The 24,135-nt window shown below is 65.5% G+C and carries 28 protein-coding genes; 18 read left to right on the plus strand and 10 right to left on the minus strand.

Annotated features, from left to right (window positions below; all coding sequences use genetic code 11):
* Positions 1-414 (plus strand): cupin domain-containing protein, encoded by a 414-nt coding sequence (locus IP90_RS13285; RefSeq protein ID WP_144900134.1) that lies wholly within the window; start codon positions 1-3, stop codon positions 412-414.
* Positions 401-1,297, plus strand: coding sequence for a cyclase family protein (locus IP90_RS13290; RefSeq protein WP_144900135.1), 897 nt, complete (start codon positions 401-403; stop codon positions 1,295-1,297). The genes IP90_RS13285 and IP90_RS13290 overlap by 14 nt, the downstream gene beginning before the upstream one ends.
* A gap of 17 nt (positions 1,298-1,314) precedes the next feature.
* On the opposite strand, the gene IP90_RS13295 is transcribed toward IP90_RS13290, so the two are convergent.
* Positions 1,315-1,608: a hypothetical protein gene (locus IP90_RS13295; protein WP_144900136.1), complete on the minus strand. Its 294-nt coding sequence runs from the start codon at positions 1,606-1,608 to the stop codon at positions 1,315-1,317.
* Positions 1,609-1,705: 97 nt separating this feature from the next.
* On the opposite strand from IP90_RS13295, the gene speG reads away from it, so the two are divergent.
* Complete coding sequence (gene speG / locus IP90_RS13300) at positions 1,706-2,260, plus strand: spermidine N1-acetyltransferase (protein WP_144900137.1); 555 nt, start codon at positions 1,706-1,708, stop codon at positions 2,258-2,260.
* Between the two features lies 1 nt (position 2,261).
* Here speG and IP90_RS13305 read toward each other — a convergent pair whose 3' ends face one another.
* Positions 2,262-3,191 carry a peptidylprolyl isomerase gene (locus IP90_RS13305; protein ID WP_144900138.1) on the minus strand — a complete coding sequence of 310 codons (930 nt, stop codon included), beginning with the start codon at positions 3,189-3,191 and terminating at the stop codon, positions 2,262-2,264.
* A gap of 192 nt (positions 3,192-3,383) precedes the next feature.
* On the opposite strand from IP90_RS13305, the gene IP90_RS13310 reads away from it, so the two are divergent.
* The 3 genes from IP90_RS13310 (at position 3,384) to IP90_RS13320 (ending at position 5,489) form a co-directional block, all read left to right on the plus strand.
* A complete protein-coding gene (locus tag IP90_RS13310; protein WP_158635351.1) occupies positions 3,384-3,644 on the plus strand; it encodes a DUF2798 domain-containing protein in 261 nt (86 codons plus the stop codon).
* A gap of 145 nt (positions 3,645-3,789) precedes the next feature.
* On the plus strand, positions 3,790-4,731 hold the full coding sequence (locus IP90_RS13315; protein ID WP_144900140.1) for an ABC transporter ATP-binding protein: 942 nt from the start codon (positions 3,790-3,792) through the stop codon (positions 4,729-4,731).
* The gene (locus IP90_RS13320) at positions 4,728-5,489 is read left to right on the plus strand and encodes an ABC transporter permease (RefSeq protein WP_144900141.1); all 762 of its coding nucleotides are present in this window, start codon (positions 4,728-4,730) and stop codon (positions 5,487-5,489) included. The genes IP90_RS13315 and IP90_RS13320 overlap by 4 nt, the downstream gene beginning before the upstream one ends.
* A 368-nt stretch (positions 5,490-5,857) precedes the next feature.
* On the opposite strand, the gene IP90_RS13325 is transcribed toward IP90_RS13320, so the two are convergent.
* Positions 5,858-7,099 (minus strand): polyhydroxyalkanoate depolymerase, encoded by a 1,242-nt coding sequence (locus IP90_RS13325; RefSeq protein WP_144900142.1) that lies wholly within the window; start codon positions 7,097-7,099, stop codon positions 5,858-5,860.
* A 160-nt stretch (positions 7,100-7,259) separates the two neighbouring features.
* On the opposite strand from IP90_RS13325, the gene IP90_RS13330 reads away from it, so the two are divergent.
* The 3 genes from IP90_RS13330 to IP90_RS13340 all read left to right on the plus strand — a co-directional run bounded on the left by IP90_RS13330 (position 7,260) and on the right by IP90_RS13340 (position 9,018).
* The gene (locus IP90_RS13330) at positions 7,260-7,625 is read left to right on the plus strand and encodes a PadR family transcriptional regulator (RefSeq protein ID WP_144900143.1); all 366 of its coding nucleotides are present in this window, start codon (positions 7,260-7,262) and stop codon (positions 7,623-7,625) included.
* Positions 7,622-8,557: a sensor domain-containing protein gene (locus tag IP90_RS13335; RefSeq protein ID WP_144900144.1), complete on the plus strand. Its 936-nt coding sequence runs from the start codon at positions 7,622-7,624 to the stop codon at positions 8,555-8,557. The genes IP90_RS13330 and IP90_RS13335 overlap by 4 nt, the downstream gene beginning before the upstream one ends.
* 95 nt (positions 8,558-8,652) lie before the next feature.
* The gene (locus IP90_RS13340) at positions 8,653-9,018 is read left to right on the plus strand and encodes a TfoX/Sxy family protein (protein WP_144900145.1); all 366 of its coding nucleotides are present in this window, start codon (positions 8,653-8,655) and stop codon (positions 9,016-9,018) included.
* On the opposite strand, the gene IP90_RS13345 is transcribed toward IP90_RS13340, so the two are convergent.
* Entirely contained in the window at positions 9,011-9,601 is a 591-nt protein-coding gene (locus IP90_RS13345) for a class I SAM-dependent DNA methyltransferase (RefSeq protein WP_144900146.1), read from the minus strand. The genes IP90_RS13340 and IP90_RS13345 overlap by 8 nt on opposite strands.
* Before the next feature lie 58 nt (positions 9,602-9,659).
* Here IP90_RS13345 and IP90_RS13350 point away from each other — a divergent pair, with 58 nt between their 5' ends.
* Positions 9,660-10,082, plus strand: coding sequence for a CopD family protein (locus IP90_RS13350; RefSeq protein ID WP_144900147.1), 423 nt, complete (start codon positions 9,660-9,662; stop codon positions 10,080-10,082).
* A 95-nt stretch (positions 10,083-10,177) separates the two neighbouring features.
* Here IP90_RS13350 and IP90_RS13355 read toward each other — a convergent pair whose 3' ends face one another.
* The gene (locus IP90_RS13355; protein ID WP_242007596.1) at positions 10,178-11,836 is read right to left on the minus strand and encodes an alkaline phosphatase; all 1,659 of its coding nucleotides are present in this window, start codon (positions 11,834-11,836) and stop codon (positions 10,178-10,180) included.
* 345 nt (positions 11,837-12,181) lie between these two features.
* Here IP90_RS13355 and IP90_RS13360 point away from each other — a divergent pair, with 345 nt between their 5' ends.
* On the plus strand, positions 12,182-13,522 hold the full coding sequence (locus IP90_RS13360; RefSeq protein ID WP_144900149.1) for a dicarboxylate/amino acid:cation symporter: 1,341 nt from the start codon (positions 12,182-12,184) through the stop codon (positions 13,520-13,522).
* Between the two features lie 74 nt (positions 13,523-13,596).
* Positions 13,597-13,974 carry a GNAT family N-acetyltransferase gene (locus IP90_RS13365; protein WP_199753490.1) on the plus strand — a complete coding sequence of 126 codons (378 nt, stop codon included), beginning with the start codon at positions 13,597-13,599 and terminating at the stop codon, positions 13,972-13,974.
* Positions 13,975-14,031: 57 nt separating this feature from the next.
* Here IP90_RS13365 and IP90_RS13370 read toward each other — a convergent pair whose 3' ends face one another.
* Both IP90_RS13370 and bla read right to left on the minus strand, forming a co-directional pair.
* A complete protein-coding gene (locus IP90_RS13370) occupies positions 14,032-14,520 on the minus strand; it encodes an NUDIX hydrolase (RefSeq protein WP_144900150.1) in 489 nt (162 codons plus the stop codon).
* Positions 14,520-15,398, minus strand: a complete 879-nt coding sequence (bla, locus tag IP90_RS13375; RefSeq protein ID WP_144900237.1) for a subclass B3 metallo-beta-lactamase — start codon at positions 15,396-15,398, stop codon at positions 14,520-14,522. The genes IP90_RS13370 and bla overlap by 1 nt, the downstream gene beginning before the upstream one ends.
* A gap of 318 nt (positions 15,399-15,716) precedes the next feature.
* On the opposite strand from bla, the gene IP90_RS13380 reads away from it, so the two are divergent.
* Positions 15,717-16,202, plus strand: a complete 486-nt coding sequence (locus tag IP90_RS13380; protein WP_144900151.1) for an acyl-CoA thioesterase — start codon at positions 15,717-15,719, stop codon at positions 16,200-16,202.
* 178 nt (positions 16,203-16,380) lie between these two features.
* On the opposite strand, the gene IP90_RS13385 is transcribed toward IP90_RS13380, so the two are convergent.
* From IP90_RS13385 to IP90_RS13395, 3 genes are all read right to left on the minus strand, one after another.
* Entirely contained in the window at positions 16,381-17,154 is a 774-nt protein-coding gene (locus IP90_RS13385) for an esterase/lipase family protein (RefSeq protein ID WP_144900152.1), read from the minus strand.
* A 188-nt stretch (positions 17,155-17,342) separates the two neighbouring features.
* Positions 17,343-17,894 (minus strand): C40 family peptidase, encoded by a 552-nt coding sequence (locus tag IP90_RS13390; RefSeq protein WP_144900153.1) that lies wholly within the window; start codon positions 17,892-17,894, stop codon positions 17,343-17,345.
* 205 nt (positions 17,895-18,099) lie between these two features.
* The gene (locus tag IP90_RS13395) at positions 18,100-18,690 is read right to left on the minus strand and encodes a C40 family peptidase (RefSeq protein WP_425477117.1); all 591 of its coding nucleotides are present in this window, start codon (positions 18,688-18,690) and stop codon (positions 18,100-18,102) included.
* Positions 18,691-18,724: 34 nt separating this feature from the next.
* Here IP90_RS13395 and IP90_RS13400 point away from each other — a divergent pair, with 34 nt between their 5' ends.
* From IP90_RS13400 to hutG, 5 genes are all read left to right on the plus strand, one after another.
* A complete protein-coding gene (locus tag IP90_RS13400; protein ID WP_144900154.1) occupies positions 18,725-19,204 on the plus strand; it encodes an FKBP-type peptidyl-prolyl cis-trans isomerase in 480 nt (159 codons plus the stop codon).
* Positions 19,205-19,370: 166 nt separating this feature from the next.
* Complete coding sequence (locus tag IP90_RS13405; protein WP_144900155.1) at positions 19,371-20,627, plus strand: DUF418 domain-containing protein; 1,257 nt, start codon at positions 19,371-19,373, stop codon at positions 20,625-20,627.
* A gap of 75 nt (positions 20,628-20,702) precedes the next feature.
* Entirely contained in the window at positions 20,703-21,959 is a 1,257-nt protein-coding gene (locus tag IP90_RS13410) for an NAD(P)/FAD-dependent oxidoreductase (protein WP_144900156.1), read from the plus strand.
* Entirely contained in the window at positions 21,956-23,308 is a 1,353-nt protein-coding gene (gorA, locus tag IP90_RS13415) for a glutathione-disulfide reductase (RefSeq protein WP_144900157.1), read from the plus strand. The genes IP90_RS13410 and gorA overlap by 4 nt, the downstream gene beginning before the upstream one ends.
* A gap of 37 nt (positions 23,309-23,345) precedes the next feature.
* A complete protein-coding gene (gene hutG / locus IP90_RS13420; protein WP_144900158.1) occupies positions 23,346-24,122 on the plus strand; it encodes an N-formylglutamate deformylase in 777 nt (258 codons plus the stop codon).
* The last annotated feature ends 13 nt before the right edge of the window (positions 24,123-24,135 follow it).

Here is a 24,135-nt window from a genome sequence, read left to right on the forward strand (position 1 = left end):
ATGACCGCGATTGCAGGAAAAGTGGAAACGCTGCGCACCGATCGCGTGCCGCGGATCGTGGTCGGCGACGGCTGCATCCGCCGCGATCTGCCCAGCGTGGCCGGCGTGCGCGCGTGGATCGTGGAGATGGCGCCCGGCAGCCAGTGGCCGCATGTGGACGAGCATCCGCACGGCGAGGACGTGTACGTGATCGAAGGCGAGATGATCGAAGGCGATTCGCGCTTTCCCGCAGGCACCTACCTGCATTTCGCGCCCGGCTCGTCGCATCGGCCACGCACCGAGACCGGCGTGCGGCTGATCGGGTGGAATCCGCTGGGCGATGCGCGCCAGCACTTCCTCGTTGACGGCAATGGACAAACGGAGGAGTTTCCGGATGGTCCGCAGCAAACGGTGGAATACGATGAGCCGGAATAACGAGAAACGGGTCGTCTTCGACTTCGACCTGCAGTTCACCAATGGTGGCGGCATCCAGGGCCAGGATTTCCGGCTGGATATCGACGGCGACGACATCGCCGATACCGAACTGGTCGACTACATCGTGCGCGACCTGCGCCTGCTGATGGTCGGCCCGGCGCGCATCCTCAACAAACGCGTGATCGTCGAACCGCACAAGCGCAGGGCCGGCACGAACGGCGCACAGCGCGTATATGTCGACCTGAGCCATGTGATCGAGGATGGCCTGGTGACCTATCCCGGCCTGCCCGCGGCGCGCATCTGCGATTACCTGAGCCGCGAGCGTTCGCGCGGGATCTATGCGCCGGGCACCGAATTCCAGATCGCCAAAATTGAAATGGTGGCCAATACCGGCACGTATCTGGATTGTCCGTCGCACCGTTACGAGCATGGCCATGACCTGTCGCAGATCGGGCCCGAAGCCTGTGCCGATCTCGACGGCATCGTGATCCGTGCCGACCACCGTCAGGGCCGCGCCATCGACGCCGGGTTCTTCCGCGGCAAGGAACTGCGCGGTCGCGCCGTGCTGGTCCATACCGGCTGGGATGCGTACTGGACCACGCCCGACTACGCCGTCGATCATCCGTACCTGACCGAAGACGCCGCGGTTTACCTGCGCGACTGCGGCGTACGCCTGGTGGGCATCGATTCGATGAACATCGATGACACCCGCAGCAACAGCCGTCCGGTGCATTCGACCCTGCTTGGTGCCGACATCCTGATCGTCGAGCACCTGTGCAACCTGGGCGCGTTGCCGGACGAGGGTTTCGCGTTCAGTGCCATTGCGCCGAAAGTGCGCGGCGCCGGCACGTTTCCGGTCAGGGCGCTGGCAAGGCTGGGCTGATCGTCGCCGCGCGCTTTCTATTCCTCTTCTTCCTCGAACTCGATCACCACGTCCAGGTCGAACGCCAGCGCTTCGGCCGCTTCGCGGACCCGGCGCGCGGTGGTCGCGTTCGGCGCCAGTATTTCCAGCGCGTGATGACCAGGTCCCTGGTCATCCGGCAGGCCGGCTGAACTGGAATCGTCATCGTCCATGTGCGGCATCAGGTCGGCGACTTCCTCGACGTGCTCGATGCCCTCCAGGCTCTGCATGAGGTTGATCATTGCGCGGGCATCGTCTTCGCTGCCGGTCAGGCGCAAGCGCAGTGTGGGCATGGCGTGTTCGACTCGATCGGTGGACAGGTCGGCAGGCTAGGTGACGGCAGGCTAAGCGTGCGTGATGATGTGCACCGAAGTCATGGGAGCCGATCACATGAACGCGACTGCCGATGTGCCCGCCGGTATCACGCTGCGCCCGCTCGAACGCAGCGATCTGCACTTCGTGCACATGCTCAACAACAACCGCAACGTGATGGGCTACTGGTTCGAGGAGCCCTACGAATCATTCGTCGAACTTGAGCAGCTCTACAGCAAGCATATCCACGACCAGAGCGAGCGTCGCTTCATCGTCGAGGACGGCCAGCGCCATGCCGTGGGCATGGTCGAACTGGTCGAGATAAACCACCTGCATCGCCGCGCCGAGTTCCTGATCATGATCGCGCCGGATCAGCAGGGCCGCGGCCATGCCAAGGCGGCAACGCGGCTGGCGATCAACTACGCCTTTCGCGTGCTCAACCTGTACAAGCTCTACCTGCTGGTCGATGTCGACAATGCGGCCGCGATCCACATCTACGAGAGCTGCGGCTTCCGTCGCGAAGGCGTGCTGGTCGACGAATATTTCAGCGACGGCCGCTATCGCAGTGCGATCCGGATGTGCCTGTTCCAGCACCAGGCACTGGGCGAGCCGCAGGAGCGGCGCGACGCCTGATTCAGGGCGTATTCCTGTCCTTGGCGGTCGGATCGCGCGCCGGCAGCGACACGTTGCACAGGTCGATGTGGCCGGCCGGATGCTTGTACCACTCGTCGCGGCGATTGCGGCGCGACTCGACGGCGTCGACGAAGGCCTGGCTGTCGGTCTTGAGCAGCTGCAACGGCGTGCGCTCGGCGGCGGGGACCTCCGAAGCGAGCCGGATCGACTGGATTGGCGTGCGCTGCTCCGGCTTGTCGTAGAACCCCATCGGCTCGGGGCCGCGCGGAATCACGCTGAGCAGTTCGATGCCCTTGACCACGCGGCCGACCAGCGTGATGTTGCGGTCGAGCTGACGCGGCGACTGGCCGGTGACCACGTACAGTTCGCTGCCGTTGCTGCTGTCGGCAGCCACATCGCGACCTGCGCCGATCATGCCGTAGCAGTGCGCCAGCCAGGCCTTGCCGGTTTTCGGGTCGCGCGCGGCCGGAAAGCCTTTTGCGAAACCCACTTCCGCTGCCCAGCCATCGCTGTCCGGCAATTCGTCGAACGCCAGGCCCTCGGCCTTGCGTTCGAATTCGGCCGGCAGTTTCGTCTTCGCCGATCCCTGCGACTTCGCATTCTTCTCGCCCACATCCGGATCGCCGAACTGCACCACGAAATTGTCCTGCGAGCGGTAGATGCTCAACCCGTCCCAGAAACCCTCGCGCGCCAGCGTGCGGATGTTGGCGACGTGTTGCGGCGCGAAATCCGGTGCCAGTTCGATGACCACGCGGCCATTGGCCAGTTGCAGGTACAAGGTATTGGCGGGATCGAGCTCGCGCCAGGCCGATGCCGGCGCGGCGTCGATGATTTCCTGTGCGGACTTCGGCTTGTCCTTGTCGCCCTGTGCCAATGAAGGTGACGCGGCGGCAACGAGCGCGGCGGCAAGCAAAGCGGTGCGAAAGCCCATGATGCGATCCCGGTATGGTCGAGTGGGGCAGGGTAGCGGCTCGACGCGGGTTTCGCATCCGCATCGACGCGCGACCGGAGGCGGCTGCCGCATTGCCCCGGAAACGGGATGATCTTTCCCTGCATCGCGGTCTTATCGCCGACGACGATCATCATTATCGTGGCAGCCCGCGATTGTTCCAGGAATTCCCCCATGCTCACGCCTCGCCAGGCCCGTTTCGCCTTCATCCCGCTCGTGGTCATCGCGATGTCGGGCATCATCAGCTTCACCATGACCGTGCTGCATCACGGCGTGCATCCCGGCCTGATGGCTGCCTGGCTGCAACATTGGCCGCTGGCCTTCGCCGTGGCCTTGCCGGCCGCCTGGCTGGTCCTGCCGGGCGTGCGCGCGTTGCTGGCGCGGCTGACACGGGAGCCTGCGGCGCTGGGTCGCAAGTTCGGCGAGATGGGATGAACGATTCGACCGGCGACGCGGACTGACGATCGCGCGTTGTCGATTCCGATCCATCCGTTGCGACTAGACTGCGCTGCTGTTGCCGGATATGCGGTCATCGCGTGGTCCAGCTACGCTCCATCCGCTTTCATCGCAGAGGTAACGCGTGTCACCGATCATTTCCCTACGTAACCTCGGCAAGACCTACGCGTCGGGCTTCCAGGCGCTGAAGGATGTCGACCTGGACATCCGCCGCGGCGAGATCTTCGCGCTGCTGGGCCCGAACGGCGCCGGCAAGACGACGCTGATCAGCATCGTCTGCGGCATCGTCAAGGCGAGCCACGGCAGCGTCACCGCAGATGGCCACGACATCGTCACCGACTATCGCGCCGCGCGCGCGAAAATCGGCCTGGTGCCGCAGGAACTGTCCACCGACGCGTTCGAGAGCGTCTGGGCGACGGTCAAGTTCAGTCGCGGCCTGTTCGGCAAGCCGCCGGATCCCGATCACCTCGAGAAGGTGCTGCGCGACCTGTCGCTGTGGGACAAGAAGGACAGCAAGATCATGGCACTGTCCGGCGGCATGAAACGCCGCGTGCTGATCGCCAAGGCGCTGGCGCACGAGCCGCAGATCCTGTTCCTCGACGAGCCCACCGCCGGCGTCGACGTCGAACTGCGCCATGACATGTGGCAGATGGTGCGGCGCCTGCGCGAGAACGGCACGACCATCATCCTCACCACCCATTACATCGAGGAGGCCGAGGAGATGGCCGACCGCATCGGCGTGATCAACAAGGGCGAACTGGTGCTGGTCGAGGACAAGGACGTGCTGATGCGCAAGCTCGGCAAGAAGCAGCTGACCCTGACGCTGCAGGATCCGCTGCCGCGGATTCCCGCCGAGCTGTCGGCATTGCCGCTGGAACTGGTCGACGACGGCCATGCGCTGGTCTACACCTTCGATACCCAGACCGAAGAAACCGGCATCGCACCGCTGCTGCGGCGCCTGGGCGAGCACGGCATCGACTTCAAGGATCTGCATTCCAGCGAGAGTTCGCTGGAGGACATCTTCGTCAGCCTGGTACGTTCCGGCCGCGAAGGAGTCCGGGCATGAACTGGCACGCGGTCCGCGCGATCTACCGTTTCGAGATGGCGCGGACCTTCCGCACCATCACCCAGTCCATCGCTTCGCCGGTGCTGTCGACCTCGCTGTATTTCGTCGTGTTCGGGGCGGCGATCGGTTCGCGCATGGGCGATATCGACGGCATCAGCTATGGCGCCTTCATCATTCCGGGGCTGATCATGCTGTCGCTGCTCAACGAGAGCATCTCCAATGCCTCGTTCGGCATCTACATGCCGAAGTGGTCGGGCACGATCTTCGAACTGCTGTCGGCGCCGGTGTCCTACATCGAGGTGGTGATCGGCTATGTCGGCGCCGCGGCGACCAAGTCGGTGATGCTGGGACTGCTGATCCTGGCCACGGCGTGGATCTTCGTGCCGTACCGGATCGAGCATCCGCTGTGGATGGCCTGCTTCCTGGTGCTGACCGCGGTGACCTTCAGCCTGTTCGGTTTCATCATCGGCCTGTGGGCGGACGACTTCCAGAAGCTGCAGGTGATCCCGCTGATGATCGTCACGCCGCTGACCTTCCTCGGCGGCGCGTTCTACTCGATCAACATGCTGCCGCCGGTGTGGCAGAAGATCACGCTGTTCAACCCGGTCGTTTACCTGATCAGCGGCTTCCGCTGGAGCTTCTTCGGTGTGTCCGACGTCAACGTCGCGATCAGTGTTGGCGCGATCGTCGGCTTCCTGGTGCTGTGCCTGTTCGCGGTGTGGTGGATATTCAGGACCGGATACAAGCTCAAGAATTGAGTAGTGTTTTGATTTGCAATTATTGCTCTTGACCTTGGTACGAAAACTACGGCGGCATCATAGACCCGAAGGGCGGCGTACATGGATGTGCGCCGTTTTCCGACCGGGCCATGGATGGCGAGTCGGAAAATCGCGAGCCACTCCCCAACTGGCCGGATTGACTTGTCGGGGAGGGGCCTTCTCTTTGGTTACTTTCTCTTGGCCCTTCAAGAGAAAGCGACCCGACTGCGACAGCAGGCGGGAAAACCGACCTGAAAAGGTCGGCAAATTCTTCGCAACTTCCAAGTATCAGCGAAACGAAGCCGCTGGATCCGGCTTGCGCGGGGATGACGGCAAAGGCAGCGGAACACGCGCTCTGCAAGCAAGCGTCAGCCGTACCTGGCAATGAAATCCCGCACCCGCGGATAGACCTGCTCACGCCAGCGTCGCCCGCTGAAGATGCCGTAATGGCCAGCGCCGGGTACGGTGTAGTGCTCGTGGTCCTCTCCTGTGATGCCCGTGCACAACGCGTGCGCAGCGCGGGTCTGGCCGCTGCCGGAAATGTCGTCGAGCTCGCCTTCGATGGTCAGCAACGCGCTGCCATGGATGCGCGACGGATCGACGCGCTCGCCACGCACGTCCCACAACCCGCGCGGCAACAGGTATTCCTGGAACACCACGCGGATGGTGTCGAGGTAATACTCGGCCGGCATGTCGAGCACGGCGTTGTATTCGTCGTAGAAACGGCGATGCGCCTCGGCATCCTGCAGGTCGCCGCGGACCAGGTCCTGGTAGTAGTCCCAATGCGATTGCAGATGCCGGCGTGGATTCATGGCCAGGAAGCCGGCGTGCTGCAGGAAGCCCGGATAGACCTGCCGGCCGCGTCCCGGATACGGATGCGGCACGGTATGGATGACGTGGTTGCGGAACCAGTCGAGCGTATTGGCCGAGGCGAGGTCGTCGACTTCGGTCGGACTCTCGCGCGGATCGTTGGGGCCGCCCATCATGATCATCGACCGCGGCACTTTCTCGCCGCGTGCGGCCATCAGCGAAATCGCCGCGAGTACCGGCACGGTCGGCTGGCAGACGCTGATCACGTGCAGGTTGTCGGCGCCGATGTGACGGATGAACTCCTCGATGTAGGCGACGTAGTCGTCCAGTCCGAACGCGCCCTGGTCGGCCGGCACCATGCGCGCATCGATCCAGTCGGTGATGTAGACCTTGTGGTCCTGCAGCAGCGTGCGCACGGTATCGCGCAGCAGGGTGGCGTGGTGGCCGGACAGCGGGGCGACCACCAGCACGATGGGATCGTCCTTGAGGTCGGCGATGTTGCCGGCGTCGTCGGTGTAACGCTTGAAGCGCAGCAGCTTGCAGAACGGCTTGGACAAGGCTTCGATCTCGACCACCGGTACCTTGTGGCCTTCGATGTCGATCGAATGGATGCCGAACTCCGGCTTTTCATAATCCTTGCCGATCCGATAGAACAGTTCGTAGTTCGCGGCCAGCCGCGAGGCGCCGGGCAGCGCGGCGAACGGACTGCTGTCGGCGGTCAGGATCCTGGCGTTGGCCTCGGCCCAGTAGACGAGCGGGCTCATCCAGGCGCGGGCCATTTCGTGGAACTGATAGAGCATTGGGCGATACCGGCGATTGCTGCAGTGCACAAGGGTAGCCGATCCGGGCCGCTCACAACCCTGCCAGAGGGACCGACTCCGCTTTGCCCAGCCCCACTAATGGCACATCCGCTATAGCGGACTTAGCAATAGCATTCCCTGCATCCTAGCAGGCTAGGCCATGACGGAATCCGACATCCAGCTGAAGAAATTCCAGAAGGAACTCAGTGCCGGCACGGTCTCGCTGGCCCTGCTGGCCGTCCTGGCGCGCGCCGGTGAGCCGATGTACGGCTACCAGATCGCCAAGCAGCTGGAGCGCTTCGGCGGCGGCGTGCTCAGCGGCAAGCAGAGCGCGCTGTACCCGGTGCTGCGCAACCTTGAGGCCTCCGGGCTGCTCGACAGCCACGTCGAGCCCTCCGTCAGCGGCCCGCCGCGTCGTTACTACCGCATCACCGCGTTGGGCCAGGCTGCCCTGCGCGAATGGGCCGCCGCCTGGCGTGCGACCCGCGATTCCGTCGACACCGTCCTCGAGGGACTGCTTCCATGACCACCGTGCTGCCGACTTCCATCCCCGAATACCTGGAGCAGTTGCGCGCCGCATTGGCCGGCGCCGATCCGGCGCTGGTTCAGGACGCACTGTACGACGCGGAGGAATACCTGCGTTCGGAACTAGCCGAGAATCCCGGCACCAGCGAGGCCGAAGTGATCGCGTCGGTCGCCGGCAGCTACGGCGCGCCCGAGGAAGTCGCCGAGATCTATCGCGACACCGAAGTGACCGTGAACCGCGCGCTGCGTGCGCCACCGCCGTCACCACGCAGATCGCTGCTGGGCCAGTTCTTCGGCGTGATCGCCGATCCGCGCGCTTATACCGCGATGTTCTACATGCTGTTGTCGCTGGCGACGGGCATCTTCTATTTCACCTGGGTGGTGACCGGCGCTTCGCTGTCGTTCGGGCTGGCCATCCTGATCATCGGCGTGCCGTTCGTGATCCTGTTCTTCGGCTCGGTACGGGTGCTGTCGCTGGTCGAAGGCCGCCTGGTCGAAGTGATGCTCGGCGAACGCATGCCGCGGCGCCCGTTGTACGCCGAACGCGGCAAGCCGTGGCTGCAGCGCATCGCCGACATGTTCACCGACCCGCGTACCTGGTCGACGATGCTGTATTTCCTGCTGATGCTGCCGCTGGGCATCTTCTATTTCACAGTGATCGTCACACTGGTCTCGGTGTCGCTCGTGTTCGTGGCTGCGCCGATCGCGGTGTGGCTGTTCGGCGCCGATGTCGGTATCACCGGCTATGGCTGGCATCTGCTGGACTTCGGCGAGGACGTCCTGGTCACTTCGGCGCCGTACTGGGCGTTGCCGCTGCTGCTGGTGTGGGGCGTCCTGCAGATGTTCTTCACCCTGCATGTCGCGCGCGGCATCGGCAAGCTGCATGGCATGTTCGCCAAGCACCTGCTGGTGAAATCGGCGCAGTACGGCTAGACGGGCCTCCGCAACGCAAGGCGTTGCAGCGTGGACCACTTGAGGGTCGTGCTACCGCTGCGACGGCAGCGGCCATTGAGGCGTAGATTGCGCGCATGCGCCGCGTCGATCCCTTCATCGCCCATCTGCTGGAACTGCTGTCGCCGATCGGTGAGCCCACGGCACGCAGGTTGTTCGGCGGCTGGGGCATTTATCTGGACGAAACGATGATCGGCCTGGTGTCGGAAGAGACTTTTTATCTGAAGACCGACGAGTCGACCCGCGGCGCCTTCGAGGCCGCCGGGTCGTCGCCCTTCGTGTTCGAGGCCAGGAAGCGGGCGAGGACGATCGTGACCGGTTACTGGTCGGTGCCGGAGCAGGCGCTGGACGCGGCCGAGGCGATGCTGCCTTGGGCGCAGTTGGCCCTGGAAGCGGCACGTCGCAAGGCCGCGGCCACGCCGAAGCGCCGGCGGCTCAGTTGATTTCCAGTGCGGTGGCGTCGTCGACCAGCCGCGGCGACAGCCAGCAATGCGAACCAACCTGACGCAGTCCCAGCGCTTTGAAACGCTGACGATAGAACGCCGCCGGACGGTTCCGGAATTCCTCCTCGTCGCCCTCGGCGGCATCGCCGCGGACGAAGACCTCCAGGAATGCGACGCCGGCGCACAGCTCGACCAGGCCCGGCAGTCCGCGATCCAGTTCGCGCGTGGGCAGGTAGTGCAGCACATCGCTGCACACCACCAGGTCGGCCGGCGCGCATGGCCGCAGTTCCGCGAAATCACCGAAGCGCGCGTAGTGCAGCTGGCGGCTGCGGCCGTAGCGTTGGATCGCGTATTTGCTGCTGTCGAAGCCCAGGTAGGAAAGGTGGGGACGCAGCTTCAGTAACGGCGCACGCCATGCGCCTTCGCCGCAGCCGATGTCGAGCACGCTGCGGATCGGACGCTGCAGGTGGTATTCGGCATTGGCGACGGCCAGCGCGACCTTGCGCGCCAGCAATACGCGGTCACCGAGGCCATGCCCGCGATACCAGCGGTCGAAATAGCGCGCGTCGTATTGTTTGCTCATGCCGATGATTGCGAAGGGCGTCGTATCATCGTATCGCGAACCTTCCGGAAACCGACCGATGCAAGCCTATCTCTGGACCAAGACCGCGCACTTGGTATTCGTGATTGCGTGGCTGGCCGGCGTGTTCTACCTGCCGCGCATCCTGGTCAACATCGCCGAAGCCGGCGACCAGCCGGCGGTGCGCGCGCGGCTGGTGCTGATGGGACGGCGCCTGTACCGCTTCGGCCACATCATGTTCGGGCTGGCCGTGGTGCTGGGACTGGTGCTGTGGCTGCACTTCGGCATCGGCGGCGGCTGGCTGCACGCGAAGCTGCTGCTGGTCGCGCTGCTGCTGGCGTATTTCATCGTCGCCGGGCGCTGGCTGAAGGGCGTTGATGGCGGGCGCGCGCTGCCGTCGTCCAGGGCGCTGCGCTGGTTCAACGAAGTGCCGGTGTTGTTGCTGGTTGTTGTGGTGTATTTGGTGCTGGCGAAGCCGTTCTAGTCGTTGCTGGATTTCACGGGTTGTTGAGTTGTTGAGTGCTTGAAATGTGGGCGGTTCCCCAACCCAACAGCTCAACAACCTAAAAACCCAACAACCTATCTGACCTCCACGAACTCGGCTGGATCCGGCAACTCCACCGGCACGCCATCGCCATTGCACAGCTTGGCCACGCACAGCCGCTCGCGCAGCTTGGGCGTGGCCTGCACCATGAAGTGGAAGATCGTGTTCTGCTCGACGCTGCCGCGCACCGCGTCGCTGCCGGGCCCGCGCGCCCAGATGCCGACGTCGTCGCCGCCATGGGTTTCGCTGGACAGCGGCACGATCACTTCCTGCATATAATCGGGATGCATGGTGTCGACCTGGTTCAGGTCCGGACGGCCCGCGGAAGGCTCGAAGCCCTTGCCGCTGTGCAGGAATTTCTTCGGGCCTGCCGGCTGCGACGAACTGGCGCCGGTGTAACCCGGGCCGTTGGCATAGCCCAGCGTCGTGTAGGGCAGGCCGGTGCCATCGATGACGACATTGCCTTCTTCATCCTCGCTGCTCCGGCCGCGCACCTTGCCCAGGATCGGATTGCCACGCTTCGGATAACCGGCGAACGTCAGCGTGTGGGCGTGATCGGCAGTGACCAGGATCAGGGTGTCCTGCGCGGATGCCAGCTGCGCCGCGGCCTGCACCGCATCGGATAACGCGATGGTGTCGGTCAGCGCGCGATAGGCATTGCCGTAGTGATGTGCATGGTCGATGCGGCCGCCTTCCACCAGCAGGAAATATCCCTCCGGCGACGCCTGCTGCAGGCGGGTGATCGCCGCGGTGGTCAGTTCGGCCAGGCTCGGTTCGCCGGGATCGTTGCTGCGGTCGTGCTCGAAGTGCAGGTGGTCGTATTCGAACAGGCCAAGCACCGGTGCCTTGCCGGATGCGGCGGCCAGTTGCTCGCGGTTCCAGACATACGCGCCGTCCGGATGCTTCCGCTGCCATTCGCCGATCAGGTCGCGCCCGTCCAGGCGCAGGCCGACCTTGTCGTCCGCTTCCGGGTCGCGTTGCTGCACGGTCATGAAGTGCATGCGGCCGCCGCCGAACACCACTTCCGGGCCATTGCCGTAGGGGTTCTCGATCAGCTGTCGCGCGATGTCGGCGCAACCCTGCGCGCGTGCGGACTCGCTGAGCTCGGTGTCGTTTTCCCAGTTGCGTTCCGCCGAGTGCGAGTAGGTCGCACCCGGCGTGGCGTGCGTGATGCGCGCGGTGGTGACGATGCCCGTGGCCAGGCCCGCGCTTTCGGCAAGTTCCAGGATGCTCAGCATCGGCGCGGCCAGCGCGCCGGTGCAGTCCTTGCGAAGCGCGCTCTGGCCGATGCTGAGCACGCCGGCGCGGGTCTTGATGCCGGTCGCCATCGCGCTCATCGTGCCGGCCGAGTCCGGCGTCTGCGAATCGGTGTTGTAGGTCTTGCTGAGCGCGGTATGAGGAAAGTTTTCCCAGCCCAGGCGGTTGTTCTCGCCCGGCCCGCCGTTGCGCTGGCCCTGCAGGATCCGCGCTGCTGCCACCGTGGTCAGGCTCATGCCGTCGCCGACGAACAGGATCACGTTCTTCGCACGGCCCTGCATCGCGCCACGTCCGGCGGCCTGCGCGGCACCGTCGCGGAACCACCAGGCAGCGTTTTCGCCCTGCGGGTGCTGGATCGCGGGTACTTCGACGTGCGTCGTCGCCGGCGCCGTATCGCGCGCGCCGCTGGAGACGCAGGCAGCGAGAAGCAGGGTCATGCAGGCTGCGGCCAGGGCCGGGCCACGGCTCGGCGCAGGTGTGCGGGGTCGTTGCATCGGATGTTCCGTGTGGGGACTGGCGTGTTGGAGTACACGGTTCACGCCGAAAACCGCGCGGCATTATGCCAAGGATTCATGTCAGGACTTTGACGCGCCTGCCGCTTACAGCGGTGGCGCTGTTGCGTCGCCGGCATCGTCGAGCCGCGTGCGGCGAGTCCGGTTCAGGAATCCGCGGGCGAAAAAGCCGCGATCGTTGCCGTGCCGTAGCGCCAGCGTTGCGTCCTCGTGGCTGCCGGCTCGCCGCGACTGCGGTATCGTCGCCCCTTGTCCCGCAGGAAGGCCCCGATGCTGAAGTGGTGGTTCCGCATTCCGTTCTGGCAGCGCGTGCTGGCCGGCTTCGTACTCGGCGCGCTGGCCGGCTGGGCGTTCGGCGAGAACGCCGCGACCTGGTTCGAGCCGCTCGGCGATGTCTACGTCAACCTGATCAAGATGATCGCGATCCCGCTGGTGTTCTTCGCGGTGATCAGCGCGGTCGGTTCGCTGCACGGGCAGAAGTCGATCGCCGCGCTCGGCGGGCGCACCTTTGCCTGGTTCGCGATCACCGCGGTGCTGGCGGTCTGCGTCGGCCTGGCGACCGGCCTGGTGGTCAAGCCCGGTGCCGGCGTGACCGGCCTGCAGGTCGCCGCGGACTACAAGCCCAAGAACGTGCCGGGGCCGATGGACGTGCTGTTCAACCTTGTGCCGCAGAATCCGTTCCGTGCCTTGTCCGCTTCCGATACCGGCATGACGGCGGATGGACAGGCGGTGCTGATCCCGAGCAACGGCACCGTGTTGCAGGTGATCTTCTTCGCCGGGCTGATCGGCTTCGCCTTCGTCAAGCTCGGCGAGAAGACGGTCAATCTGCGCCGGCTGATGGGCGAAGCCAGCGAAACCATGATCCAGGTGACGCGCTTCGTGCTGGAGTTCACGCCGCTGGGCACGTTTGGCCTGATCGCCGGGCTGGTCGGTGCCTACGGCTTCGAGAAACTGCTGCCGCTGGGCAGTTTCGTGATCGCGTTGTACGTGGCCTGCGCCTTCCACATCGTGGTCGTCTATGGCGGCTTGCTGCTGGCGCACGGGCTCAATCCGCTGAAGTTCTTCCGCGGCGCGGCCTCGGCGATGCAGGTCGGGTTCGTCGCTTCGAGTAGCTTCGCCGCGTTGCCGGCATCGCTGCGCAGCGCGACCCACAACCATGGCGTCGACCGCGATTACGCGGCATTCGCGGTACCGCTGGGCGCCAGCATCAAGATGGACGGCTGCGGCGCGATCTATCCGGCGCTGGCGTCGGTGTTCATCGCCCAGTACATGGGTATCGAACTGTCCCTGGCGCAGTACTTCATCATCATGCTGGCCTCGGTCCTGGGCAGCTTCGGTACCGCGGGCGTGCCGGGCACCGCAGTGATCATGGCCACGGTGGTACTCAGCGCCGCCGGCCTGCCGCTGGAGGCGATCGGCTACCTGTATGCGATCGATCGCGTGCTCGACATGATGCGCACCATGACCAACGTGACCGGCCAGATGCTGGTGCCGGTACTCGTGGCCAAGGAAACCGGACTACTGGACCGCGACGTGTATGAGGCGGCGTCGAGCAACGTCGGCATCGCAGAGGGTGAGGCCGGGGAGGCTGCTGCGAGGGAAAGCGCGTGATCGGGCCGGATATCGAACTGATAGAGCGATTTCCCGGCGTCGACGACTACGTCCGCATGCGCAGCGCCGCGGGCATGCACCCGAAGACACTGGAGGCGGCGCGTCGCGCTCTGCCCAACACGCTGTACGGCGTCAGCCTGCTGCGCGACGGTGCGGTGGTCGGCATGGGTCGGGTGATCGGCGACAACGGCTGCTTCTTCACCATCGTCGACATAGCGGTGGTTCCGGAACTTCAGGGTCGCGGACTGGGCAACCGGATCATGGCGGCGCTGGACGCCTGGTTGCAGTCGCATGTGCCCGAATCCGCGTACGTCACCCTGGTCGCCGATGGCGATGCCAAATACCTGTATCGCAAGTTCGGTTTCGTCGAGAGCGCTCCGCTTGCGGTGAACATGGAATACGTGATGGGCGCCGATGGCGCGCGCTCGACTGATCACCTGCAAAAGCCGTAGCAACTGGCCTGGATCACCCTGGCAGCGGGCGTCAGATCCAGGCGCGTGGACGAAGCCTCACGCCCTCGAGTAACGCCAGGACACCATCCGGCCATCGCGGTACGGCATCACGCCATGGAACGGGCGCGGATCGGCATCGAACACCAGCGGCAGGAATTCGCGGTCGCCTTCCCACATCGGCAGCGCGTGCAGCCGGTCCAGCGCCACCCATTCCAGCGTGCCTTCCGGATTGCGTTCGAACGGCGTGCCGGTGAAGCGCGTCACCACGAACACGAAACCCAGCCAGTCCTCGCCGCGCTTGCCAAAACCGGGCCAGCTGATCGTGCCGCGCAGCGTGAGCTCGGGGCATTCGATGCCGGCCTCCTCGTGGATCTCGCGGCGCATGCCGGCCAGCACGTCTTCATCCGGCTCGATCTTGCCGCCCAGGCCGTTGTATTTGCCGAGATGATGATCGTCCTCGCGCGCATTGCGATGCAGCATCAGCACGTCGCGACCATCCGGGGAAAGCACGTAGCCCAGCGTTGCGACAATCGGGGTGTACGGCATCAGCGGGCCGCCGCGCGTTGCTTGGCGAGCTCCGCATCGAATTTGCGTTCGGCGTCGTCGGCGTAGGCGCGGCAGGTCATCGGCTCCGGCTGCGGTTTCGCGGTCGCCGCGGGCGTCCAGCCACTCATGCCGGGGTGCGGCGTCAGCAACAGGTCGCAGGGCAGGGTGCGCACCCTGGCGAAGCCGCGTCGATAATCTTCGACGATGTGCGGATAGCGTGGGTTGTCGATCAGGCGATAGCCCGGCGTGCTCAGGCTGTCGACGTAGGCGATGCGCAACGCCTTGCCGTCGCGGCGATCATCCCAGGTCCAACTGGTGCTGCCGGGCGTGTGCGCGGGCGTGGCGTGTGTGGTGAAGCGCATGTCGCCGATCTCGACGACTTCGCCATCCATGACGATGCGATCGACGTGCACTGGCGGGAACAGGATCTCGTCGCCGAAATGGATGTCGTCGCTGCCGCCGCGCGCCAGCAGCGCCGCCGATTCGGCGCTGCCGACCACGCGCGCACCGGTGGCGCGACGGACCGCAGCCAGCGGACCGGCGTGGTCGCCATGCGCGTGACTGAACAGGATCCATTGGAGGTCGCCGGGCTCCACGCCCAGCGCCTTCATGTGTTCCAGCAGCATCGCGGATGCCTGCGGCATGCCACCGTCGATCAGCACGGCGCCTTGCGGTGTTTTCACCAGCACCGCGCTCAGGCCTTCGGTACCGATGTACCAGCTGTTGTCGGCGATGCGGAATGGCGCGACCGGCCGGCGCCAGCTGTCTTCGGTTTCATAGGCCTGCAGCTGCGGCAGCACGGCTTGGGTGGCGAACGTCGAGGCAGGCAACAGGAAAACGCAGAGCAGTGACAGGCGAGCGATGGTCGATGAGGGCATCGTGGTGTCGGCCGGAAAGAACGAAGGCGACAGTGTCGACGATCCCGCGCCTGCATCGCCACCCCGGCGCATGTCTACATGACTTCTGGCCTGGGGCACGGTGTGAGGCGAAGCGTAGTCTGCCGTGGTTTCCGGCGTCGCGGCATCGCATGCGCGCCAAACAGGTTTTCGATCCCTGGATCGTTGTCGGCGTCGCAAGACGCCGTTTTTTTTTGCAGCCGCCCGCTTGCGCATGATCGCTGATGCGGCAATGGTGGGCTCGACGCAGCCGGCTGCGTTTTCGGCTAGATTCGTGGCTCCGGAACCGGAGTCATCGACATGAGCGGCCACCAGCGCGAACTCAACTTCCGTTTCCTCGCCGAACCCACCGACGTCAACTACGGCGGCAAGGTGCATGGCGGCGTGGTGATGAAGTGGATCGACCAGGTCGGCTACGCCGCGGCCGTGGGCTGGAGCGGTGCGTACAGCGTTACCGTCGCGGTCGGCGGCATCCGCTTCGTGGCGCCGATCCGCACCAGCGACCTGGTCACCGTATCGGCCAAGCTGGTGCACACCGGCACCAGCAGCATGCACTTCTCGGTCGATGTGCGGGCACGCGATCCGATGAACGACGAAGACGACCGTCTGTGCACGCACTGCGTGATCGTGTTCGTGGCGCTGGATGGCGTCGAGGGCAGGCCGACGCCGGTGCCGGCGTGGGTGCCGCAGACCGACGACGACAAGCGCCTGGCCGAGTACGCGACCCGGGTCATGGAACTCAGCAAGGGGATCGAGGACACCATCGCGCGTTATCGCGGCGCCTGATCGTGGCGTATCGCTGCGATGTTTTCCGTGCGAGATCTATCTCAATCGAGTTTCATACATACAACTCCATCATCCCGAGCGCTGCGAGGGACTGCTTTTTCAAAGGTTCACTGGCAAACAGCTCCCTCCTGCGCTCGGGATGGGGAAGAAGACGATTCGGAGGCGGCACGGACAAGCGCTAGTGCGGTGATCGCGCAGCCACATGCCGGGCATCGCGATCGGCAAGGTCTGCCGCCTCCGTGGGAATGCCTTCGCGCCGGAACCGGCCATGGCGCAGGAAGTGCAGCGTCTGCGCGATCACTTTGTCGTCCATGACGATGAAGGTATGCGTCACCGGCAACACCAGGAAATCGGTCATGCCTTCTACCTTGGCGCGTGCGACGGAAACCTTGCCGTCGTTCTGGCCCGGGATCTGCCTCGCCAGCCAGCTGTCCACCGCCGTCTGTTCGTTGCCGGTGATGATGCCCAGCGTGTAGTCGATCCGCCCAAGTCGTGCGGCAATGCCGTCGGGTCCGGTGCCCAGCTGTCCGCCGGCAGGACCATTGATCCGGTCGTATACGACCGTGCCGACCAGGGCATCGGCTACTTCGCTGCCCTGGTTCGGCGGGCTGAGCATGACGACCTTGCCCAGTTCCGGCACCGGATGCGATGCGAGGTAGTAACGCAGCACCAGCCCGCCCATCGAGTGGGTGACGAAGTGGATCCGGTCGGCGTGCCGGTTGCGGCAATACTGCAGTCCCTGCGGCACGGCCGTGACGGCGAGTGCCTCGATGGGTTTGCTGCGCGACGGATAGTCCACGCTGATCGCTTCATAGCCTGCGTCGCGCAGCGCCGAAGCGATCATGTCCATCGAGCGATAGGTGCGTCCCAGGCCGTGCAGCAGGACAACGCAGGCGTTGCCAGCGCCCGGTTCGCCGGGCAGCGGTGCAGTTTCCTGCGACCTGGCCTGCATCGGGAAAGCGCACAGCCACAGGGCAAGAATCACAAGCGCAACGCGGAGGGCAACGAGAGTCATATGGCGACGTGGCATGGACCGTAGGCGATCATCCACAGTCTGCGCGGTCGCCCTGTGTTTCGCCAGGCACAGACGCGGAAAAGGCCGCAGTGAGCGGCCTTTTCGAATCGACGCGATTGGGGACGTCAGATACCGGCGACGCGGCGCGCCTGCATGTACTTGCGGCTCCAGTAGCCGTCGGACAGGCTCGACACTTCCACGTCCTTGCCCGAGCGCGGCGCATGCACGAACCGGCCTTCGCCGACATAGATGCCGACGTGGTCGACGCGCTTGCCGCGGCGGCTGAAGAACACCAAGTCGCCGGCCGCCAACGAAGCGCGGTCCACCTTTTCACCGTCCTTGGCCATCTCGCGCGAGACCCGCGGCAGTTCGATGCCGAGCGCGCTGCGGAACACGTAGCCGACCATGCCGCTGCAGTCGAAGCCGTCCGGCGAGGTGCCGCCCCAGCGGTATGGCGTGCCGAGCAGGGCCAGGGCCTTCTGCAACAGGGCTTGCACGCGCCCCGAGGTCTGCGGCGCCGCATGCGCGGCGCCAAGGTCGGCGGTCGAGCGCAGGTCGAGGGTGGCTTCCAGCAGGGCGCGATCAGACGGTGCCATCGCGTCGGCCAGCGCGGGGCTGGCGGCGCTGGCATTGGTCAGGTGATTATCCAGCGTGGCCTGGTGGGCCAGCGACGGCATTGCCGTGGCGCACAGCAGGCAGAAGAGGAGAGGACGGAGACGACCCGGGCACGGGAAGCGGAGGAGGGCACGCTGGCCTGGGACGTTGTTGATCACGCGGCTTTCACTTTTCGGAGCAGCCGGAATAGTGCCGGACAAAAACGAAGATGGTGTTCAGAAAAAGTTAAAAAATCGTGAATATGGAACGACCGTCGTCACTATTCCGTTATTGCAACACCCGGCGTGCGCCGCTGTAGTGCTCGCGCCAATAAGGGCCGTCGAGCTGGTCCAGCCGCACGGTACCGCCGCTGCTGGGGGCATGCACGAAGCGGCCTTCGCCGACATATATGCCGACGTGGCTGACATTGCCGCGGTTGCCGAAGAAGACCAGGTCAGCCGCCGCCAGGCGCTCCGGTGCGATTTTCGGGCCCTGTACCTGCGCCAGTTCGCTCGAACTGCGCGGTAGTTTCAGGTCGAGCATGTCCCGGTACACGTAGTTGACCAGGCCGCTGCAGTCGAAGCCGCCCTGCGGCGTATTGCCGCCATAGCGGTAGGGCGTGCCGACCAAGCTGATCGCGCGCATCAGCACCGCATTGGCGGCGGCGGGATCGTCGGGCGTGACCACGGGCCATTGGCGTTTCGCGAGCGCGTCGTGCGTCGGCGTGGGGCGCACGTCATCGCGCCCGCAGGCCGCCAGCAGGCAGGCGATCATCGTCGCCAGCATCAGCGTGGTGAGCGTCCGCGCTGGCGTCAGCCTGCGGCTGTCTGGATAATGTGCGGCCTTCCCCATCTGCGCATCTTGGCCGCAACACGACATGGCCGACAAGTCCGCGCGCCTGCCAGGGTTCCGAATGAAAATCGAGAAAGACCGCGTCGTCAGCTTCCATTACACCGTTTCCGAACAGGGGCAGGAGGCACTGGAAAGCTCCCGGGAGCGCGAACCGCTGCTGATCCTGGTCGGCCACGGCAACATCATCCCGGGCCTGGAGAAGGCCCTCGACGGCCACGAGAAGGGCGACAGCTTCGGCGTCGACGTGGCAGCGGCGGAAGCCTACGGCGAGCGTCGCGACGGCCTCACCCAGCGCGTGCCCAAGAAGCACTTCGGCACCCAGCGCCTGGAGCCGGGCATGCAGGTGGTGCTCAACACCAATTTCGGTCCGCGCGCGGTCAGCGTGCAGAAGGTCGGCATGAGCGTGGTCGACGTCGACCTCAACCATCCGATGGCCGGCAAGGACCTGCATTTCGACATCGAGATCGTCGATGTGCGCGAAGCCAGCGCGGAGGAGATCGAACACGGCCACGTGCACGGCGACGGCGGCCACGCGCACTGAACTTGGGCGGGAGGAGGCGTCAGCCCCGCGCCCATGCCCGGCTCACAGCCCCAGAGCATCGTTGCCGAATGGCCCGCGCAAGCGGGCCATTTCCGTACTGGCCAATGGCGCTTGCGATGGGGGCCGAGGCGGTGAATGATCCGGCTTTCGGCTGGAGGGGGCGGGCATGAACCAGGACATCCATTTGGCGCCGATCGCCGCCGCCGAGCGGATCGAGACGATGGACGTGCTGCGCGGATTCGCGCTGCTCGGCATCCTGCTGATGAACATCGAGGCTTTCGTCGGCCCGTTGATGGAATCGGTCAACGGGATCAACCCGCGCTTCAGCGGCACCGATCGCTGGGTCGACGCGCTGATCTACGTGCTGGTGCAGGGCAAGTTCATCACCCTGTTCTCGCTGCTGTTCGGCATGGGCTTCGCGGTCATGCTCGATCGCGCGCAGGCGCGCGGCGACACCGGCGCCTGGCTGTATGCGCGGCGCCTGCTGGCGCTGCTGGGCATCGGCTTGGCGCACGCGGTGCTGATCTGGTCGGGCGACATCCTGGTGACGTACGCGCTGCTGGGTTTCGTATTGCTACTGTTCTTCCGCAGCACGCCGGTGTCGCGGCTGCCGAAATGGGGCATCGCGTTCTACCTGCTGCCGATCCTGCTGACCTGGGTGATGGCGGCTTTCGGCCTGCTGGCGCAACACGATCCCCAGGCTGCCGCGGAATGGCAGAAGGCAATGGACACGCAGGGCCAGCAGATGGCGTCGCTGATCGAGGCGGAGCGGCTGGCCTATGGCTCAGGTACCTACGCGCAGGCCGTGGCGCAACGCGCGGTCGACACCGGCACGATGATCGGCTTCCTTCCGTTCTTCGGAACCTCGATCCTGGGCATGTTCCTGTTCGGCGCGTGGTTCGTGCGCAGTGGCGTGATCCGCGATCCCGGTGCGCACCTGCCGCTGTTCCGGCGCCTGCTGGTCTGCGGCTTCGCATTCGGCTTGCCGCTGATGCTGTGGTCGGCGTGGATGCACCCGACGATGAGTTTTTCCGAAGTCAGCGCCGGCAGCGCGGCGGCGCAGACCGCGGCCCAGCTGGCCAACGTGTTGTTGTGCTTCGCCTACTTCTCGGCAATCGTGCTGCTGATGCAGCGGCCGGCATGGCAGGCCCGCCTGCGCTGGATGGCGCCGGCCGGACGGATGGCGTTGACCAATTACCTGATGCAGTCGGTGATCGCCACGGCGGTCTTCTACGGCTATGGCCTGGGTTATTTCGAGCGCCTGCCGCGCGCATGGCAGCCACTGTTCGTCGTCGCAGTGTTTGCGCTGCAGGTGGTGTTGAGCCGCTGGTGGCTGTCGCGTTATCGCTACGGTCCGATGGAATGGCTGTGGCGTTGGTTGACCTATCTGGAGCGCCCGGCCATGCGGTTGTCGACGGCGTAGCGCGGAGGTCCTCGCGGCACCTGTGTCGCGAGACCGGCCATGCTGCAACAGGCGGCTTGTCGCTAAACTGGCCGCATGAACGATAGGGACGATGTGGTCATCATCGGCGGAGGCGTGATCGGCCTGGCCAGTGCGCTTGCGCTGCTCGAGGCCGGACGCGGCGTGCGCGTGCTGGAAGCCGGCACCGTCGGCTGCGGCAGTTCGCACGGCAACTGCGGCACCATCACGCCCAGCCACGCGTTGCCCTTGGCGGCGCCGGGTACGATCGGACGTGCGCTGCGCTGGTTGCTGACGCCGGATGCGCCGCTGTATCTGAAGCCGCGCGTCGATCCTTCGTTGTGGGCCTGGCTGGCGCGTTTCTCCTCGCGTTGCAACGTGCGCGACCTGCGCCAGGCGACGGCAGCAAAGTCTTCGATCCTGTCGTTCTCACGGCAGATGTTGCCGGCGTGGATCCAGCGCCACGGCATCGACTGCGAGTTCGTCGAAACCGGCGGCGACCGTGTGTTCCGCAGTGCGGCCACGTTCGAGAAATTCCGCGAGGAATTGCGGCTGCTGGCCGAGGTCGGTGTGCCTTTCGAAACGATCGATGGTGCCGCCTACGAGCGCAGCGAACCGGCCGTGCTCGCCGGCGTCCATGCCGCGGTCCGTTTCACCGGCGATGCCAGTCTGCGGCCGGACCGGTATGTCGCCGGGCTGGCGCGGGCGGTACGCGGGAATGGCGGGGTGATCGTCGAGCACTGCGAAGTGCAGGGGCTGGGCAGGGATGGCGACGACCTGCGCATTGCCGCCACGCAAGGCGAATTCAGCGCCCGCGATGTGGTGGTGGCGACGGGGGCATGGTCGCCGCGACTCGCTCGTTCGCTGGGCACCGCGTTGCTGGGCAAGGCCATGCAGCCAGGCAAGGGCTACTCGATCACCTACGACAGCCCCGCGGTGATGCCGCGCCGCCCACTGGTGCTGCATGAGCGCAGTGTCTGCGTCACCGCCTGGGGCAGTGGCTTCAGGCTGGGCAGCACGATGGAATTCTCGGGCTACGACAATGCGCTCAATCGGCGTCGCCTCGATGCGCTGGAGCGCGGCGCGCGCGAATACCTGCGCCATCCCGTCGGCCCGGCCAAGCGCGAGGAATGGTTCGGCTGGCGGCCGATGACCTACGACGACCTGCCGATCATCGGTCGCGCACCGGGCCACGATCACCTCTGGTTCGCGACCGGGCATGGCATGCTCGGGGTCAGCATGAGCACCGGCACGGCACAACTGGTGAGCGACCTGATCTGCGGGCGTGAACCCGCGTTCGACCCGCGCCCCTATCGCGCGGATCGTTTCGCATGAGCGCCACCGACTTCGACCTGATCGTGATCGGCGGCGGCTCCGGCGGGCTGGCCGGTGCCTTCCGCGCCGCCGCGCACGGCGCGCGCGTGGCATTGCTGGAGCCGGGCGATCTTGGCGGCACCTGCGTCAACGTCGGCTGCGTGCCCAAGAAGGCGATGTGGCTGGCGGCGGACCTGTCGCAGAAACTCGGTCTGGCCGCGCAGCTGGGCTTTTCGCTGCCGCCTCCGCAGTTCGACTGGGCCGAATTCATCACCCATCGCCAGCGCTACATCACCAACATCCATGCCAGCTACCAGCAGCGGCTCGATGCCCACCGCATCGCGCTGTTGCGCACGCGCGGCTGCCTGCGTGCAGCGGACACGGTCGAAACCAGCGAAGGCGTGCGCCTGCGCGCTCCGCATGTCCTGATCGCAACCGGCGGCCATCCGCTGCGCCCCGGGGTACCCGGCGCCGAGCTGGGGATGGTGTCGGACGATTTCTTCAATCTCTGCGCCGCGCCGGAACACGTGGCGATCGTCGGCGGTGGCTATATCGCGGTCGAACTGGCCGGCGTGCTGCAGTCGCTGGGCAGCCGGGTCGAGATGTTCGTGCGCGGCCGGCGGCTGCTGAACGGTTTCGACGAGGAACTGTCGCTGCAATTGGCCGAGGACTACCGGCAGTACGGCGTGCGGCTGCACCTGGATTATTCGTTGCGCTCGGTCCGCCAGGAGGCATCCAAGTTCGTGCTGCGCGATGGCACGGGCGCCGACAGCAGCCAGTTCGACGCGCTGCTCTTCGCCACTGGTCGGCGTCCCAACAGCGACGTCTGTGGCGCGACGCAGATCGGAGTCGCGTGCGATGCCAATGGCCATGTGCAGGTGGACGAGTACCAGGACACCAGCGTCGCCGGCGTCCATGCGGTGGGCGACGTCACCGACCGCGTGGCACTGACGCCGGTGGCGATCGCCGCCGCGCGGCGTCTGATGGATCGCCTGTTCGGAGGCCAGCCTGAGGCGAGGTTGGACTATGCGGATATCGCCACGGTCGTGTTCAGCCATCCGCCGATCGGCCAGGTCGGCCTGACCGAGGAAGCCGCGCGCCTGCAGCATGGCGACGCCGTGCGCGTGTATCGCGCCGGTTTCCGTCCAATGCTGCACGCGCTGGCCGACTCACCGCAGCGCAGCCTGTTCAAGCTGGTCTGCGTCGGCGACGGCGAACGCGTGATCGGCATCCATTTGCTGGGCGAGGGCGCCGACGAGATCCTGCAGGGCTTCGCGGTGGCGCTCAAGCGCGGCATCCGCAAGTGCGACCTGGACGATACCGTGGCGATCCATCCGACCAGTGCCGAGGAAGTGGTGCTGATGCGCTAGCCGCATGCCGCGACATGGCGAGATTACAATGATGTCCATGGACATCTTCGAACTTCACCGCGGCACCGCGCCGTTGCTGGTCAGCGTCCCGCACGACGGCACGGTAGTCCCCGACGGCATCGCCGCGCGCCTGACCGATTCCGCGCGTCGTGTTCCCGACACCGACTGGCACATCGCGCGGCTGTACGCATTCGCGCGCGAACTCGGCGCGTCGATGATCGTGCCGCGGCATTCGCGCTACGTGGTCGACCTGAACCGATCGGAAGACGATGTATCTCTGTATCCGGGTCAGAACACCACCGGCCTGTGCCCGATCGTGCAGTTCAGCGGCGAACCGGTCTACCGCGACGGCATGGCGCCGACCGAAGCCGAAATCCGTGAACGCGTCGAACGCTACTGGCGTCCTTACCATGAAGCACTGCAGGCCGAGCTCGCGCGCATTCATGCCGAACACGGCCGCGTCGTGCTGTGGGAAGGCCATTCGATCAAGGGCGATCTGCCATTCCTGTTCGAAGGCCGCCTGCCCGACCTCAATCTCGGTACCGTTGGCGGAACCAGTTGCTCGCCGCTATTGCAGTCGCGTCTCGAGGCCGTGCTGGCCGGGCAGGGCGATTACGACTTCGTCGCCAACGGCCGCTTCAAGGGCGGTTACATCACGCGTCACTACAACAATCCGTCCAAAGGGATCGATGCGGTGCAGCTGGAGATCAGCCAGCGGATCTATATGGACGAGGATTCGTTCGTCTACGACGCCATCAAGGCTGCACGCGCGCAAGCGACCGTACGTTTGTTACTGCAGGCAGCGATCGCCTGACCATTTCGTGGCA

The sequence above is a fragment of the Luteimonas cucumeris genome, from assembly GCF_007830035.1.
GTDB lineage: Bacteria > Pseudomonadota > Gammaproteobacteria > Xanthomonadales > Xanthomonadaceae > Luteimonas_C > Luteimonas_C cucumeris.

Bases quoted from the DNA above. Each gene is read 5' to 3' on its own strand.
- IP90_RS13285 (WP_144900134.1), top strand. From the start codon at position 1: ATGACCGCGATTGCAGGAAAAGTGGAAACGCTGCGCACCGATCGCGTG.
- IP90_RS13290 (WP_144900135.1), top strand. From the start codon at position 401: ATGAGCCGGAATAACGAGAAACGGGTCGTCTTCGACTTCGACCTGCAG.
- IP90_RS13295 (WP_144900136.1), bottom strand. From the start codon at position 1,608: ATGCCCACACTGCGCTTGCGCCTGACCGGCAGCGAAGACGATGCCCGC.
- speG (WP_144900137.1), top strand. From the start codon at position 1,706: ATGAACGCGACTGCCGATGTGCCCGCCGGTATCACGCTGCGCCCGCTC.
- IP90_RS13305 (WP_144900138.1), bottom strand. From the start codon at position 3,191: ATGGGCTTTCGCACCGCTTTGCTTGCCGCCGCGCTCGTTGCCGCCGCG.
- IP90_RS13310 (WP_158635351.1), top strand. From the start codon at position 3,384: ATGCTCACGCCTCGCCAGGCCCGTTTCGCCTTCATCCCGCTCGTGGTC.
- IP90_RS13320 (WP_144900141.1), top strand. From the start codon at position 4,728: ATGAACTGGCACGCGGTCCGCGCGATCTACCGTTTCGAGATGGCGCGG.
- IP90_RS13325 (WP_144900142.1), bottom strand. From the start codon at position 7,099: ATGCTCTATCAGTTCCACGAAATGGCCCGCGCCTGGATGAGCCCGCTC.
- IP90_RS13330 (WP_144900143.1), top strand. From the start codon at position 7,260: ATGACGGAATCCGACATCCAGCTGAAGAAATTCCAGAAGGAACTCAGT.
- IP90_RS13335 (WP_144900144.1), top strand. From the start codon at position 7,622: ATGACCACCGTGCTGCCGACTTCCATCCCCGAATACCTGGAGCAGTTG.
- IP90_RS13340 (WP_144900145.1), top strand. From the start codon at position 8,653: ATGCGCCGCGTCGATCCCTTCATCGCCCATCTGCTGGAACTGCTGTCG.
- IP90_RS13345 (WP_144900146.1), bottom strand. From the start codon at position 9,601: ATGAGCAAACAATACGACGCGCGCTATTTCGACCGCTGGTATCGCGGG.
- IP90_RS13350 (WP_144900147.1), top strand. From the start codon at position 9,660: ATGCAAGCCTATCTCTGGACCAAGACCGCGCACTTGGTATTCGTGATT.
- IP90_RS13355 (WP_242007596.1), bottom strand. From the start codon at position 11,836: ATGACCCTGCTTCTCGCTGCCTGCGTCTCCAGCGGCGCGCGCGATACG.
- IP90_RS13360 (WP_144900149.1), top strand. From the start codon at position 12,182: ATGCTGAAGTGGTGGTTCCGCATTCCGTTCTGGCAGCGCGTGCTGGCC.
- IP90_RS13365 (WP_199753490.1), top strand. From the start codon at position 13,597: ATGCACCCGAAGACACTGGAGGCGGCGCGTCGCGCTCTGCCCAACACG.
- IP90_RS13370 (WP_144900150.1), bottom strand. From the start codon at position 14,520: ATGCCGTACACCCCGATTGTCGCAACGCTGGGCTACGTGCTTTCCCCG.
- bla (WP_144900237.1), bottom strand. From the start codon at position 15,398: ATGCCCTCATCGACCATCGCTCGCCTGTCACTGCTCTGCGTTTTCCTG.
- IP90_RS13380 (WP_144900151.1), top strand. From the start codon at position 15,717: ATGAGCGGCCACCAGCGCGAACTCAACTTCCGTTTCCTCGCCGAACCC.
- IP90_RS13385 (WP_144900152.1), bottom strand. From the start codon at position 17,154: ATGCAGGCCAGGTCGCAGGAAACTGCACCGCTGCCCGGCGAACCGGGC.
- IP90_RS13390 (WP_144900153.1), bottom strand. From the start codon at position 17,894: ATGCCGTCGCTGGCCCACCAGGCCACGCTGGATAATCACCTGACCAAT.
- IP90_RS13395 (WP_425477117.1), bottom strand. From the start codon at position 18,690: ATGTCGTGTTGCGGCCAAGATGCGCAGATGGGGAAGGCCGCACATTAT.
- IP90_RS13400 (WP_144900154.1), top strand. From the start codon at position 18,725: ATGAAAATCGAGAAAGACCGCGTCGTCAGCTTCCATTACACCGTTTCC.
- IP90_RS13405 (WP_144900155.1), top strand. From the start codon at position 19,371: ATGAACCAGGACATCCATTTGGCGCCGATCGCCGCCGCCGAGCGGATC.
- IP90_RS13410 (WP_144900156.1), top strand. From the start codon at position 20,703: ATGAACGATAGGGACGATGTGGTCATCATCGGCGGAGGCGTGATCGGC.
- gorA (WP_144900157.1), top strand. From the start codon at position 21,956: ATGAGCGCCACCGACTTCGACCTGATCGTGATCGGCGGCGGCTCCGGC.
- hutG (WP_144900158.1), top strand. From the start codon at position 23,346: ATGGACATCTTCGAACTTCACCGCGGCACCGCGCCGTTGCTGGTCAGC.